Below are 14187 nucleotides of genomic sequence, written 5' to 3'. Positions count from 1 at the left end.
AAAATTAACAAGTATAATTATATGAAATACAAGGCCTCCCTCGACAAAACTGCAATTATTATTACCATTTTGGTAAGTCTCCTCTTCGGAGCCTTAATTATCTTTAATTTTATTCTGCCACTGGCCATATTATTATTGATCGTATATCTAATATGCTGGCATCTAAAACCTTTAAGTTATGAGATTAAGGCCGAAGAAATAATTATTCGTAGGTTAATCAAGAGTGTGCATATCAATAGAGCTGATATTGAAAATCTGACTTTAATAGATAAAGATAAGCTAAGTGGAACTATACGCACATTTGGAGTAGGGGGATTATTTGGTTGGTATGGAAAATTCAGCAATAATGAATTAGGCGACATGTCATGGTATTTAACGCGCAGAGATAAACCTATTTTAATAATAAGCAAAACGGGTAAAAAAATTCTGATAAGTCCGGATGATGCCGAAGCTTTCAGCAAGGAGTACAATAAAACAACGCTTTAAACATCTATATAAAAGGCAAGAATTACAGCAATTTCACTTTTTTCCATTTAGCCTTTGTCAATTAATCAATTTTTCGTATCTTTGCAGTCCCTATTTTTAGGGCAATTAATAAATAATATATAATTTAAACTAAAGCAAGTGAATACGTTAAGTTACAAAACTGTCTCTGCCAACAAAGCGACCGCCAACAAGAATTGGGTAGTTGTTGACGCTCAGGGCGAGATTTTGGGGCGCTTGTCTTCTAAGATTGCAATGATCATTAGAGGAAAAAACAAGCCTGAGTACACCCCACACGTAGACTGCGGAGATAATGTAATTGTTATCAATGCAGACAAAGTAAAACTGACAGGAAACAAATTTGCCAACAAGCAATATGTTTCTTACACAGGTTATCCTGGTGGTCAGAAATTCATTTCTCCGAAGGAGTTAATGGCGAAGCATCCTACTCGCGTAGTAGAGAAAGCTGTACGTGGTATGTTACCTAAAAACAGTTTGGGCCGTGCATTGTATAAGAACCTGTTTGTTTATGCAGGTACTGATCATCCGCATGCAGCACAAAATCCTCAAACCATTAAACCGTAATTAAGAGAAATGTCAACTACAAACACTTCAGGAAGAAGAAAAACAGCAGTTGCGCGCATTTATCTAACAGATGGAAGCGGCAAGGTTACCGTAAACGGTAAAGATTACAAGGAATATTTTCCAACATTGCCATTACAATACATCGTAATGCAGTCGACCGAAGTTTCTGAATCAACAGGAAAATTCGATGTAACTGTAAACGTTGCAGGCGGTGGTGTTAAAGGACAGGCAGAAGCCGTTCGTTTAGCAATTGCCAAAGCTATTGTAGAGCTAGATCCAGAGAAAAAATCTGCATTGAGAGCTAAAGGTATTATGACCCGCGATGACCGTATGGTTGAGCGTAAGAAACCAGGTCGTAAGAAAGCCCGTAAGAAATTTCAATTTAGTAAACGTTAATCTCAGGAGGATCAGACAATGGCAAGAACAACATATCAAGACTTATTGGATGCAGGTGTACATTTTGGTCACCTTACCCGTAAATGGGATCCGAAAATGGCTCCGTACATTTTCATGGAACGTAATGGCATCCACATTATAGATTTAAATAAAACTTTAACAAAATTAGAAGAAGCTGCTGCTGCGATTAAACAAATCGTAAAATCAGGACGCAAAATCTTATTTGTTTCTACTAAGAAGCAAGCTAAAGATATTGTTGCTGAGCAAGCTCGTTCTGTAAACATGCCTTATGTAACCGAGCGTTGGTTAGGTGGTATGTTAACTAACTTTGCTACAGTTCGTAAATCAATCAAAAAGATGTCGAACATCGATAAGATGACTAAAGACGGTACTTTTGATGTTTTATCAAAGAAAGAAAAATTAATGATTCAGCGTGAGCGTATCAAATTAGAAGCCCTTCTTGGAGGTATTGCTGATTTAAATCGTTTACCAGCTGCATTATTTATTATTGACGTTAAGAAAGAACATATCTCTGTTGCAGAAGCGATGAAATTAAACATCCCTACTTTCGCAATGGTTGATACTAACTCTGATCCGTCAAACATCGACTTCCCTATCCCAGCGAATGATGATGCAACTAAATCAATCACATTGATTACTGATGTTATCATGAAGGCTATCCATGAAGGATTAGACGAGCGTAAGCGTGAGAAGGATGAAGAAGCTGATAAGGAAGCTGCTACTGCAAAAGCAAAAGTAGATACTGAAGGCGAAGCAAAAGACGAGGCAGCAACGCCAGGAAAACGCACCCGTAAGGCTGCAGCTTCTGAAGGAGTAACTGCTGAAACTGAAGCAAAAAGCGAAGAATAATTTCGAATTATTCCGCAATTACAATTAGTTAATCCCTAAGTATTATGGGATAGCAATTGCAAAAACAATCAAATTAATTTTAATAATATTCCCTTAAATCCCCGCCAATGGCGGGGATTCAAAGGATTAAAAGGAAAATAACATGTCTACAGTACAAATTACTGCCGCAGATGTAAATAAATTACGCCAGCAGACCGGAGCCGGAATGATGGATTGCAAAAAAGCATTAACCGAAGCTAATGGTGATTTTGAAGCTGCAATCGACTACCTACGTAAAAAAGGTGCAAAAGTTGCTGCTAGTCGCCAAGATCGTGAATCAAATGAAGGTGTAGTTATCGCAAAAACAACCGCTGATGGTAAGCGTGGTGTTATCATTGAATTTAACTGCGAAACTGATTTCGTTGCTAAAAATGCTGATTTCGTTGCTTTTGCAAGCAGCATTGCTGATTTAGCAATTGATAAAAATCCAGCTTCTCTAGATGATTTACTTCAATTGGACCTAAATGGCGAAAAATTAGCTGATACAATCATTTCACAAATTGGTAAAATTGGTGAAAAAGTTGGTGTTTCTAAATTCGAGTCAGTAACAGGTGATAAAGTTATCGCTTACATTCACGGAAACTACCGTTTAGGTGTATTAGTTGCTTTGAATTCTAACCCAGCATCTGCTGATGAGGTTGGTAAAGACGTAGCGATGCAAATTGCTGCAATGAACCCAGTTGCTATCGATAAAGATGATGTAGATTCAAAAACTATCGAAAGAGAACTTGAAATTGCTAAAGATGTAATCCGTGCAGAAGGTAAGCCAGAAGAAATGGTAGAAAAGATTGCTGCAGGAAAACTTAATAAATTCTATAAAGACTCAACTTTACTAAATCAGGAGTTTGTAAAAGACTCAAGTAAAACTGTTGCTCAGTTTTTAAATGATGTAGAAAAAGGACTCACTGTTACCGCCTTCAAACGGGTTCAGTTAGGAGCTTAATATTTAAATCCTCTCCAAAACGGAGAGGATTTTTTTTGTCTGAAAATTCCTGAACCATGATTCCAATATGATTTTAATAATCATTACAGGCTTCATCTTATAAATAGAAAGAACAAACAGATGAGTATTGCACTTATAAATGCCAGCATATATACTGGTGAAGAAAAATTAGAAAATAAGGTGATCCTTCTAAAGAACGGACATATATTATCTATTTGCAATGCATCAGAAATACCATCCGACTTTCAAACTCACGACCTAAAAGACTTATTTATAGCTCCTGCTTTAATAGATCTTCAAATTTATGGAAGTGGAGGACAACTTTTCGGCTCATTACCTAGCGAAGAAGCTTTACAACAAATGGAAATTGATTTGCTAGGTCAAGGAACTACAGGATTTTTTGCTACAGTAGCCACCAATAGTGATGAAGTTGTATTAAAAGCAATTGAAGTAGCCAAATCATATCGCAAGAAGGCAAAAGGGGTATTTCTTGGTTTGCACCTTGAAGGTCCTTATCTCAATCCAATAAAAAAAGGTGCACACCCCGAAAAATTTATAAAAAAAGGGCAATTATCAGAGCTAAAGAATTGGGTTGAACTAGCCGAAGGAGAAATAAAAATGATGACCATCGCACCTGAACTGCAAGACAGGGAGTTGATGGATTATCTTGATTCACAAGGTATTATCATCTCTGCAGGTCATAGCAATGCAAGCTATGAGACAGCTATATCATTCCTAAACAATCCCGTACATGCTGCCACTCATCTTTATAATGCAATGCCAGCTATTCATCATAGAGAGCCAGGTTTAATTCCAGCAATTTTTAAGACAAAACCATACACAAGCATTGTGGCCGATGGTGTACATGTTAGCTTTCCGATGATTGAATTAGCTAAAAGAGAAATGGGCGACAAATTATTCTTAATTACTGATGCAGTAACAAATAGTAATCAAGGCGCTTATCAACATGTATTTACCGGCGATCGTTATACCATGCCAGATGGAACTTTGTCAGGTTCTTGCCTAAGCATGCTTAAGGCGGTAGAAAATTGCGTTAATCACGCTAATATTCCAATAGATGAAGCTTTAAGAATGGCTTCCACATACCCATCAAAACTAATAAAAGATAATAAACACGGATATTTAAAGTCTGGCTATGCTGCTGATATTTTGGTGTTTGACAAAAATTTACAATTCCAAAAGACCTACTTTTCAGGTATATTAGAAAATAATTTAATAAATTAAAAAGATGAAGTTTAAACGTATCCTCCTAAAACTAAGTGGCGAAGCATTGATGGGCGAAAAGCAATATGGCATCGATATTGATCGCGTAGCACAATATGCAAAAGACATTCAAGCTGTACATGCAAGAGGAATAGAAATAGCCTTAGTAATTGGCGGTGGTAATATTTATCGCGGATTAAGTGCAGAAAAAGCGGGCATGGATCGTGTGCAAGCCGACTATATGGGCATGCTTGCTACTGTAATCAATAGTATGGCTTTACAGGATGCGCTTGAAAAAACTGGCGTCAAAACACGCTTACTCACTGCGATTAAAATGGAACAAATTTGTGAACCATTTATTCGTAGAAGAGCAGTTCGACACCTAGAAAAAGGAAGAATTGTCATATTCGGGGCAGGAACTGGAAATCCATATTTTACCACTGATACCGCCGCATCTTTAAGAGCTGTTGAAATTAATGCGGATGTTGTGATGAAGGGCACACGTGTGGATGGTATCTACACTGCCGATCCTCTTAAAGATTCAAACGCAACCCGATACGATGAAATTACTTTCGATGAAGTTTATAAAAAGAATTTGAATGTGATGGACATGACTGCTTTCACATTGTGCCAAGAAAATAAACTCCCAATTATTGTTTTCGACATGAATAAGCCTGGTAATTTTATGCGTTTAGCAGAAGGAGAACCAATTGGAACATTAGTTAGGGGATAAAATAGATTGAATAATGTTTAAATACCTTAGATAAGAGGAATTTAATTAATTTTGCAAATCGAACAGAAATATTATGAACGAGCTTATAAAGAAACAACTGGATGATGCGAAAGCTCATATGGAAAAAGCCATTGAGTTTTGTGATAATGAATTGGTAAAAATACGTGCCGGTAAGGCAATGCCAACCATGTTAGATGGTATTTTTGTAGATTATTATGGAACTCCAACAGCTTTAAATCAAATTGGAACAGTAAATACACCAGATGCGCGTACACTTGTTGTACAACCATGGGAAAAAGCAATGCTCATTCCGATTGAAAGAGCAATTATGGAGGCAAACATCGGCTTAAACCCTCAAAACGATGGTACGGTAATCCGCTTAAATGTTCCACCACTTACAGAAGAACGCCGTAAAGACCTAGTTAAAAAAGTAAAAGAAGAAGCCGAAAAAGGAAGAATCGCAGTTAGAAACATCCGTAAAGATGCTAATGAGAAAATCAAGCGCACAAAATCTGAAGGTGTATCTGATGATGAAATCAAAACTGGAGAAGGTGAAGTACAGAAATTAACTGATAGCTGTATTGTTCGTATCGACCGACTAATGGAGCTTAAAGAAAAAGACATCATGACTGTCTAATTAAAATATAACATATCAAAAGAAAGGGAATAGGAATTTAACTTGTTCCCTTTCTTTTTTATGACCAATTACCTATGAAACTACTATTACAATATTTAAAAAACTATAAAGGACTAATCTTCTTAGCCTTATTACTTGCCGCTGTAAATCAGATATTTTCACTCTTGGATCCATGGATTTTCCGAAAAGTAATCGATACCTATGTAACTAGATATCAGGAATATACCACCGAAGAATTTTTTAAAGGTGCTGGATTATTAATACTTGCAGCAATGGGAGTAGCGATGGTTTCGCGAATCGCGAAAAATTTCCAGGATTATTATGTCAATGTGATTACTCAACGGTTAGGGGCAAAAATCTATTCTGATGGACTAGCGCACTCTCTCGAATTACCCTATTCAGTATTTGAAGATCAACGTAGTGGCGAAACATTGGGCGTATTACAAAAAGTGAGAACCGATAGTGAGAAGCTGATAACTGCGCTCATAAATATTGTGTTCACCTCTTTAGTTGGAGTAACATTCGTTTTTATTTATGCAATTAATATTCATTGGTCAATTGCTGTAGTATATATTTCTGTAATTCCTATTCTCGGATTTATAAGTTCTGTACTCAGCAAAAAAATAAAAGTGGTACAGAAAGCTATTGTAGCTGAAACTACGGCACTAGCAGGCTCAACCACCGAATCGTTAAGAAATATTGAGTTAGTAAAAAGTTTAGGGCTTTCAGGTCAGGAAATAAAACGTTTAAGTAATACAACCAATAAAATCCTAAAGCTTGAGCTCAAAAAAGTTAAATATGTACGAAGCCTAAGTTTTATCCAAGGCACATTGGTCAATTTGCTTAGAAATATGATTTTGCTCTTGATGCTTTATCTAATATTTGCTGGCAGAATCAGTGTTGGAGAGTTTTTCTCGCTCTTTATTTACTCATTCTTTATTTTCGGTCCTCTTCAAGAACTCGGAAATATTATCAATGTTTATCGTGAGACTGAAGTATCCTTGGATAACTTTAAGGCCATTTTAAATACCCCGAAAGAGAAAAAGCCTGAAAATCCTGTTGCTCTAGGCCGTGTAAACAGTCTTAAATTTAATGAAGTAAGTTTTAAGCATCAATCATCAAACCGAAATGCACTTGAGAATATTTCATTTGAAACAAAACAGGGACAAACAATCGCATTTGTTGGTCCCTCAGGATCGGGAAAAACCACTTTGGTTAAACTGCTTGTAGGATTATACCATCCTGAAAGTGGCCAAGTTCTATACAATAACGTCCCTTCCAAGCAAATTGATTTGGACGAACTTCGTGAAAAAATCAGCTTTGTAACACAGGATACACAATTGTTTTCAGGTAGCATCCGTGAAAACCTTCTTTTTGTGCGACCTGATGCTAGCGATGAAGAATGTATGCAGGTTTTACAAAGAGCTGCATGTCAAAATCTTCTTTCACGTGCAGATAAAGGACTAGATACCATTATTGGTGAAGGTGGTGTAAAGGTATCGGGTGGCGAAAAACAGCGTCTATCAATAGCAAGGGCATTACTTCGTGAGCCTAATATTCTGGTTTTTGATGAGGCTACATCATCCTTAGATTCATTAACAGAGGAGGAAATTACTGAGACCATCCGTAATGTATCTGAAGTAAGTGATCACATCACTATATTAATTGCGCACCGACTTTCAACTATCATGCATGCTGATAAAATATTTGTACTAGAAAAAGGACATATTATAGAATCAGGTAAGCATGAAGAGTTACTTGCTGAAAAAGGTCTATATTTTGCCATGTGGCGCCAGCAAATTGGAGAAAAATATTCAATCTAAGAGAAAATATTTTTATATTTAAATGAATTAAATGATACTATGCTAATTTTATTGAATATCAGCTTTTCAATTCTTATTTTATTCGTAATATTAATTTTAGTCGCTCATGCCATTTCTTTGGCATACGTTTTAATTGATATATCGAAATCAGAATTTAAAAATCCGAGAGATAAAATTTTCTGGACCACCATAGTTGTTATGGCTCCCTTAATAGGAATAACATTATATCTTAATATGGGAAAGAGTCAAAAAATCAAGAAAATGCAATGAGTATCCTATTATTTTACAATATTGGAATATTAGAGTCAATTCTGATTGCCTTTACAGCAATTTCGATAGTTCTTGTCATTCCTTTCTCAATATTTGATATCATAAAATCCAAGGAAATGAGCGATTATCGTAAATTCCTTTGGATACTATTTATCCTAATTGCCCCGCTTTTGGGAGCTATAATCTATCTTTTATGGGGGCGTAAACAAAAAGCATTATGAGCGGATTATTAATTTTACTCTTCATTGGTGGTGTATTAAGATTTTTAATAGGAATAATTTGGTTTATCCTCATTGTGGTCACTTTAATGGACCTTTTAAAAAGTCGCATTCCCACAAATACTAAATTATTATGGTTAATTGTAATCCTACTTGCACCCGTTTTGGGTTCAATTATTTATCTACTTGTGGGTAGAAATAATAAATTTTAATTGCGATGAATCTGATTTAAACTAAGAGGAACGAGCCTTTTAGTTTTTAAATAGGTGATAAGTACAATTATAAGTGTCATACTACCACCAAAAAGTACGGATGGAATAGTTCCCATGAGCCTTGCTGTTGCTCCCGACTCAAAAGCACCAATTTCATTAGATGAATTGATAAATATTCCATTCACCGCTGATACCCTTCCACGCATTTCTTCGGGAGTAAGAATTTGCAAAATAGTTGAGCGAATTATAACGCTAACGCTATCAAATGCTCCCTCAAAGAATAGAAATAAAAAAGAGAGGTAAAAATTTCTGGATAGTCCAAAGCAAATTATCGATATTCCAAATCCGGCAACGGCTAACAATAAATTTCTCCAAGGCTTGTTCATGGGTGGATATTTTGCCAAAATAAACATGGTAACTACAGCACCCAAAGCAGGAGCCGCTCTCATAAATCCTAGACCTTCTGCCCCAACTTTCAATATATCATGCGCAAAAATAGGCATCAAGGCTACAGCACCACCGAAAAATACAGAGAACATGTCAAGACTCAAGGCCCCTAATATCATTTTGCTTTTAAACACAAAACGAATCCCTTCCGAAAGGCTTTTAAAAATATTTTCTTTGGGTATGAAGGTGGCAGGATAGTTTTTTACGAAAAATTTAATACAAACAAGTGCAAGTGCAATAAAACTAACAATTACAATGAAGCAAGCTGTAATTCCGCTAAAAGCATAAAGTAAGCCACCAACTGCAGGACCCATAATAGATGCTGTTTGCCAACTACCACTATTCCAAGTTGAAGAATTTGTATAATGTTCTTTCGGAATAATTTGGGCCATTAATGCAAAAGCGGTAGGCGAATAAAATCCACGCGCAATCCCTACACAAAAAATAATTCCATACATAATTAAGATGACCCATGTTTGCCCAATTACTTGGATCACATCATTTGTTGTAACTATGGCTAGGATGGCAGAACAAAATAACATGGATGCAATGATCCATACCAATAGTTTCTTCTTATCCGATTTATCCGCGATATATCCCCCATAAAGGGTTACAGTGATAGAAGGGATAGCTTCTGCAAGTCCTATTAAACCCAAAGAAAGAGGATCTTTTGTCAGCTGATAAATATGCCAACCAACAACTACCGCCTGAATTTGGTAGGCAAAGGTAAAGAGGAAGCGCATGGCAATATAGGAGCGAAACTCCGGAAAACGCATCGCTACATAAGGATCCTTCTGTACCCCTCTTGCCTCAAGCTCTTCTTTATTTAAACTCAAAATTTAGTCTGCTTTTTATTTAGTCCCATATTGATCGATGAGATAAATCAAAGATGTCATGGCTGCAGCGCCGAGCTCCAGTTCGCGTCTATTCACATTCTCAAAAACATCATTGCTAGAATGGTGGATATCAAAATAACGTTGTGAATCTGGCCTGAAGCCAATTAAAACCACTTCGGGCATAATTCTCAACGGACCGATATCAGCACCGCCACCCCCTGGAATTATCGCATCCACAAGGTAAGGGGCAAAAAGAGGTTTCCATTTAGAAAAATGTGCTAAGGATTTTGGGGCATTTTCAACATTAAAACCACGAGGAGTATAACCACCCGCGTCAGACTCAACAGCAGCTACATGCCTTTCTTTATTTTGCTTTGCAATCTCAGCGTATTTAAGTCCCCCACGCAAACCATTCTCCTCATTCATAAACATTACCGCCCTAATGGTATGTCTGGGCTTCAAGTTTAGTTGTTTAAAAATTCTTAAAACTTCTACTGATTGCATAACACCTGTGCCATCATCGTGAGCACCTTCAGCAAGATCCCATGAATCAAGATGCCCACCAACAGTAATAATTCCTTCTGGGTCAACTGTACCTTTAATTTCACCAATTACATTATAAGAAACTGCATCAGGCAAGGTGCGGCAATTTTGTTTGAAATAAAATTGAGCGGAGGGATACTTCCTTTGCATTAATTTCTGACTAAGCAGATCAGCGGCTTTAGTACTTATTGCTGCTCCGGGAATTTTGGTAACTCCATCTTGATAAACCATTCCGCCAGTATGAGGAAAATCGTCGATTACAGAAGACATGGACCTTACAATAACAGCTACGGCACCTAGCTTGGCGGCTTCAATAGCACCCTGACTGCGCTGATTTACTGCTCCACTATAAGCTGAAAAAGTATTAAATAATTTAGGATCAAATGGGCGATTGAAAAATATAATCTTGCCTTTCACAATATCGGCACCTAAAGCTTTAAGCTCTTCAAAGTTTTGAACTTCCAAAATTGGGGCAGTAATTCCTTTAGCACTAGTAGCGATAGATCCGCCGAGGGCAGCAATTGGAACAGGAATTTTAATCTTTCCATCCAAAATATATGCCTCTTCCTTTGCACCACGCTCCCATACAGGAACCATTAATTCTTGTAGATAAACACGGTCAAAACCATACTCTTCCATCAATTTTTTGGTCCAGTCTACAGATTTTTGCGCATTGGCAGAGCCACTAAGTCGCGGACCAATCTGCTTACACAAATACTCTAAATTTTTATAGGCATGTCCATTTTCTAAGGCTTCATCGTAAATCTTACGAATAATTATAGAATCAGGATTTTGAGCAAACAAGCTTGAACCAATAAGAAGAGCAGGAAATAGTGTTTTTAGAAATTTCATTGTATTAGAATTGTTTTAATAATCATATAATATTTAAGATATCTTATCCCAGCTTATACCGCCTGATCTTTTCTCAAAATATTTCCTTAAGATAAGATTTTCTTCATTGACAAGGTCTGGATCATTCTCAAGAATTTCAATAACTGTTTTTCTAGCCTCCGACAACAATTGTTGATCAAGTGCAAGATCTGCCAATTTGAGATCAAGAACGCCACTTTGTTGCGTTCCTTCGATATTTCCTGGTCCACGAAGTTGCAAATCTATTTCTGCAATTTCAAATCCATCGTTGGTACGAACCATCGTTTCTAAACGTGTTTTTGCATCTGCGCTAAGCTTCAAGCTCGACATTAAAATACAAAAAGATTGTTCAGCTCCACGCCCTACACGTCCGCGTAATTGATGTAATTGTGATAAGCCAAATCGTTCAGCATTTTCAATAATCATGACACTCGCATTGGGGACATTCACACCTACCTCAATGACCGTAGTTGCCACCATAATTTGTGTTTCACCTTTAATAAAACGTTGCATTTCGGCCGCTTTATCCTTTGCAGCCAATTTACCGTGTACGATACTAATTCGGTATTCGGGTAAAGGAAACTCATTGGATATTGCCTCTATACCCGCTTCAAGGTATAAAAGGTCAAGCTTTTCACTCTCTTTAATGAGCGGATAAACAATATACACTTGCCTGCCCTTGGCTATTTCTTCGCGCATAAAGCCAAACATCCTCAAACGCTGACTATGAAATAAATGCACGGTTTTAATTGGTTTTCGGCCTGCTGGGAGCTCATCTATTATGGAGATGTCAAGATCCCCGTAAAGAGTCATGGCAAGCGTACGTGGGATAGGAGTAGCAGTCATTACCAAAACATGTGGAGGAATGATGTTTTTCCGCCAAAGACGTGCGCGCTGTTCCACACCAAAACGATGCTGCTCATCAATTACTACAAGCCCCAAATTACGAAATTGGACTGCATCCTCAATTAAAGCATGAGTTCCAACAATAATATTTAACTCACCACTCTCCAGACGCTCATGCAAGCCCCGTCTTGCCTTTTTAGGGGTTGATCCAGTAAGTATTTCAACGCTCACAAAATCATCGCCCAGAAGGGCCTTAATTGAAGAATAATGCTGTTGAGCCAAAATCTCTGTTGGGGCCATAATACAAGCTTGATAACCATTATCAATTGCTAATAACATGATCATGAGCGCTACCACAGTTTTACCACTACCCACATCGCCCTGCAGCAAACGATTCATTTGCACTCCTCTTTGTGTATCTTGACGAATTTCCTTAATAACACGTTTTTGAGCGGTAGTTAGTTCAAAAGGTAATTTTTGAGTATAAAATGTATTGAAATTATCTCCAACATTTTCAAAAATAGAGCCCTTAAATTTTTGAGTCCGGAGCACCTTAGTCCTAAGAAGTTTCAATTGAATAAAGAAAAGTTCTTCAAACTTGAGTCTACGTTGAGCTTCCCTCAATGCCTCTACACTTTCCGGAAAATGAATATTGTATAATGCTTTCTGCCTACTTATTAAATTATGATTCTTCATAAGATAAGGAGGCAGTGTTTCGGTAATCTGACGAATACATTGATCAATAAGTGCCGCTTGAGCTCGCTGAATGCCCTTAGTATCCAGGTTAAATTGCTTCAGTTTTTCGGTGGAGCTATAAACGGGCTGTAAAGTTAGGTTACCCTGACTAACTGCATTTGGTTGGTAAGCTTCTAATTCGGGATGGGAAATGGAAAAATGTCCATTAAAGAGACTTGGCTTTCCAAAAACAATAAAAACAGAACCTGGCTGAATAATTTTATCCATCCAGCGTAAACTTTGGAACCAAACGAGTTCCATAATTCCTGTATCATCTTTAAAACGTGCTACTAGTCTTTTTACCCGTTTATCACCAACAATTTCTTTTGAAACGATACGGCCAAGAATCTGAACGGCTGGAAGATCAGGGTTAAGCTCATTTATTTTATAAAAGCGCGTACGATCAATATATCTGAAAGGATAATGTTCTAGAAGATTTTCATACCTGAAAACACCAAGATCTTTCTTTAGGATTTCGGCACGTTGAGAGCCAATACCCTTTAAATATTCAATAGGGGTTTTTAAGATTTGGTCTTCCAATCCGCTTAAGGGCTAGTTACCGGCTTATTTCTGCTCGGCGATTTAATTATTATTTCTTTGAGGGTAGCCCAGTTAAAGACGATCACTGCCAAAAGTAACAATGAATAAGAATACAACTGAGATACACTAATTCCTTCGTGAAAATAGAAAAATGCCACTGCAAAAGCAACAATAGGATTTATATAAATAATTATTCCTAAAGTAGAAGATGGCATCCCAATTAAAGCATACAAGCTTAGGAAAAGCGGAATAATGGTAAAGAAAATGGAAATTACTAGGATTGTAAGCCAAAAGGATAAATCTGTTGGAAAGCTTTGGAATTCATAAATAAAAAATGGAGTCATCCAAACTGAGGCTATAAACAGATGCAAACCAAGCATATTAAATCTATCTATACTGTGAATAACACGCTGAATAATAAGATAAAAACTATAGAGCGCCGCAATTAAAATTGACCAAAGCACATCTATCAGTGAACCTTGTGCTAGCACAAGAATACTAATTGATGCTAAACCTAATGCAATCAATTTAATGCTTGTGAGTTTTTCTTTCAAAATAAAGAAGCCTCCCATAGCGGTTAATAGCGGACACACCATATAGGCAAAGGCGGCCGATTTAAGATTAACATTATTTACGGCATAAATAAATGTGAACCAATTACCTGTGATTAATAATCCTGCGAGGAGGTTAAGCCAAAGTATTTTTTTCCGACTAAATTTATCTTGTTCCAGTACATATTTGAAGTCGGATTTAACTTGCTTTTTTCGGAAAAGTAAAATGTATAGCCAGGTTAAAAATAAACTAGTAAAAATACGATAGTATAATATTTGATCTGCGGGATAATCGCGCAGCATACGCAGGGGAATTGAGAAAAATCCCCACACTATTACCGCAGAGAATGCGGCAACAAAATATTTAAGTCTTCCTTCCTTCAAAC

Annotated in this window: 16 protein-coding genes; 12 read left to right on the top strand and 4 right to left on the bottom strand. The window is 37.0% G+C overall.

Annotated features, from left to right (window positions below):
• Nucleotides 1–21: 21 nt before the first annotated feature.
• From QZ136_RS12360 to QZ136_RS12315, 12 genes are all read left to right on the top strand, one after another.
• Nucleotides 22–486, top strand: coding sequence for a PH domain-containing protein (locus QZ136_RS12360; protein WP_291403973.1), 465 nt, complete (start codon nt 22–24; stop codon nt 484–486).
• Nucleotides 487–624: 138 nt separating this feature from the next.
• Nucleotides 625–1068 carry a 50S ribosomal protein L13 gene (gene rplM / locus QZ136_RS12355; protein WP_291403971.1) on the top strand — a complete coding sequence of 148 codons (444 nt, stop codon included), beginning with the start codon at nt 625–627 and terminating at the stop codon, nt 1066–1068.
• Nucleotides 1069–1077: 9 nt separating this feature from the next.
• Complete coding sequence (gene rpsI / locus QZ136_RS12350; protein WP_291403969.1) at nt 1078–1464, top strand: 30S ribosomal protein S9; 387 nt, start codon at nt 1078–1080, stop codon at nt 1462–1464.
• 18 nt (nt 1465–1482) lie between these two features.
• Nucleotides 1483–2334, top strand: a complete 852-nt coding sequence (rpsB, locus tag QZ136_RS12345) for a 30S ribosomal protein S2 (protein ID WP_291403968.1) — start codon at nt 1483–1485, stop codon at nt 2332–2334.
• A gap of 142 nt (nt 2335–2476) precedes the next feature.
• The gene (tsf, locus tag QZ136_RS12340) at nt 2477–3316 is read left to right on the top strand and encodes a translation elongation factor Ts (RefSeq protein ID WP_291403967.1); all 840 of its coding nucleotides are present in this window, start codon (nt 2477–2479) and stop codon (nt 3314–3316) included.
• A gap of 120 nt (nt 3317–3436) precedes the next feature.
• A complete protein-coding gene (nagA, locus tag QZ136_RS12335; RefSeq protein ID WP_291403966.1) occupies nt 3437–4561 on the top strand; it encodes an N-acetylglucosamine-6-phosphate deacetylase in 1125 nt (374 codons plus the stop codon).
• 4 nt (nt 4562–4565) lie between these two features.
• On the top strand, nt 4566–5273 hold the full coding sequence (gene pyrH / locus QZ136_RS12330; RefSeq protein WP_291403965.1) for a UMP kinase: 708 nt from the start codon (nt 4566–4568) through the stop codon (nt 5271–5273).
• Between the two features lie 73 nt (nt 5274–5346).
• Nucleotides 5347–5910, top strand: a complete 564-nt coding sequence (gene frr, locus QZ136_RS12325) for a ribosome recycling factor (protein ID WP_291403964.1) — start codon at nt 5347–5349, stop codon at nt 5908–5910.
• 74 nt (nt 5911–5984) lie between these two features.
• Entirely contained in the window at nt 5985–7733 is a 1749-nt protein-coding gene (locus tag QZ136_RS12320; RefSeq protein WP_291403963.1) for an ABC transporter ATP-binding protein, read from the top strand.
• A 39-nt stretch (nt 7734–7772) separates the two neighbouring features.
• The gene (locus QZ136_RS13495) at nt 7773–8003 is read left to right on the top strand and encodes a PLDc N-terminal domain-containing protein (protein ID WP_363245350.1); all 231 of its coding nucleotides are present in this window, start codon (nt 7773–7775) and stop codon (nt 8001–8003) included.
• Nucleotides 8000–8224, top strand: a complete 225-nt coding sequence (locus tag QZ136_RS13490) for a PLDc N-terminal domain-containing protein (protein ID WP_363245348.1) — start codon at nt 8000–8002, stop codon at nt 8222–8224. Before QZ136_RS13495 ends, QZ136_RS13490 begins: the two co-directional genes overlap by 4 nt.
• The gene (locus QZ136_RS12315) at nt 8221–8433 is read left to right on the top strand and encodes a PLDc N-terminal domain-containing protein (RefSeq protein WP_291403962.1); all 213 of its coding nucleotides are present in this window, start codon (nt 8221–8223) and stop codon (nt 8431–8433) included. Before QZ136_RS13490 ends, QZ136_RS12315 begins: the two co-directional genes overlap by 4 nt.
• Here QZ136_RS12315 and QZ136_RS12310 read toward each other — a convergent pair.
• From QZ136_RS12310 to QZ136_RS12295, 4 genes are read right to left on the bottom strand one after another with little or no spacing between them, the layout of a single operon-like run.
• Complete coding sequence (locus tag QZ136_RS12310) at nt 8430–9716, bottom strand: MFS transporter (RefSeq protein ID WP_291403961.1); 1287 nt, start codon at nt 9714–9716, stop codon at nt 8430–8432. The genes QZ136_RS12315 and QZ136_RS12310 overlap by 4 nt on opposite strands.
• Before the next feature lie 15 nt (nt 9717–9731).
• Nucleotides 9732–11111: a M20/M25/M40 family metallo-hydrolase gene (locus QZ136_RS12305; protein WP_291403960.1), complete on the bottom strand. Its 1380-nt coding sequence runs from the start codon at nt 11109–11111 to the stop codon at nt 9732–9734.
• 33 nt (nt 11112–11144) lie between these two features.
• Nucleotides 11145–13250 carry an ATP-dependent DNA helicase RecG gene (recG, locus tag QZ136_RS12300; protein ID WP_291403959.1) on the bottom strand — a complete coding sequence of 702 codons (2106 nt, stop codon included), beginning with the start codon at nt 13248–13250 and terminating at the stop codon, nt 11145–11147.
• Between the two features lie 5 nt (nt 13251–13255).
• Nucleotides 13256–14185, bottom strand: a complete 930-nt coding sequence (locus tag QZ136_RS12295; protein WP_291403958.1) for an EamA family transporter — start codon at nt 14183–14185, stop codon at nt 13256–13258.
• Nucleotides 14186–14187 lie beyond the last annotated feature (2 nt).

This window comes from Daejeonella sp., assembly GCF_017495225.1.
Lineage (GTDB): Bacteria > Bacteroidota > Bacteroidia > Sphingobacteriales > Sphingobacteriaceae > Daejeonella.
This window is presented reverse-complemented; position numbering and strand designations above follow the sequence as displayed.

Coding starts and splice junctions, on each gene's coding strand:
- QZ136_RS12360 (WP_291403973.1), top strand. CDS start 22: ATGAAATACAAGGCCTCCCTCGACAAAACTGCAATTATTATTACCATT.
- rpsI (WP_291403969.1), top strand. CDS start 1,078: ATGTCAACTACAAACACTTCAGGAAGAAGAAAAACAGCAGTTGCGCGC.
- rpsB (WP_291403968.1), top strand. CDS start 1,483: ATGGCAAGAACAACATATCAAGACTTATTGGATGCAGGTGTACATTTT.
- tsf (WP_291403967.1), top strand. CDS start 2,477: ATGTCTACAGTACAAATTACTGCCGCAGATGTAAATAAATTACGCCAG.
- nagA (WP_291403966.1), top strand. CDS start 3,437: ATGAGTATTGCACTTATAAATGCCAGCATATATACTGGTGAAGAAAAA.
- pyrH (WP_291403965.1), top strand. CDS start 4,566: ATGAAGTTTAAACGTATCCTCCTAAAACTAAGTGGCGAAGCATTGATG.
- frr (WP_291403964.1), top strand. CDS start 5,347: ATGAACGAGCTTATAAAGAAACAACTGGATGATGCGAAAGCTCATATG.
- QZ136_RS12320 (WP_291403963.1), top strand. CDS start 5,985: ATGAAACTACTATTACAATATTTAAAAAACTATAAAGGACTAATCTTC.
- QZ136_RS13495 (WP_363245350.1), top strand. CDS start 7,773: ATGCTAATTTTATTGAATATCAGCTTTTCAATTCTTATTTTATTCGTA.
- QZ136_RS13490 (WP_363245348.1), top strand. CDS start 8,000: ATGAGTATCCTATTATTTTACAATATTGGAATATTAGAGTCAATTCTG.
- QZ136_RS12315 (WP_291403962.1), top strand. CDS start 8,221: ATGAGCGGATTATTAATTTTACTCTTCATTGGTGGTGTATTAAGATTT.
- QZ136_RS12305 (WP_291403960.1), bottom strand. CDS start 11,111: ATGAAATTTCTAAAAACACTATTTCCTGCTCTTCTTATTGGTTCAAGC.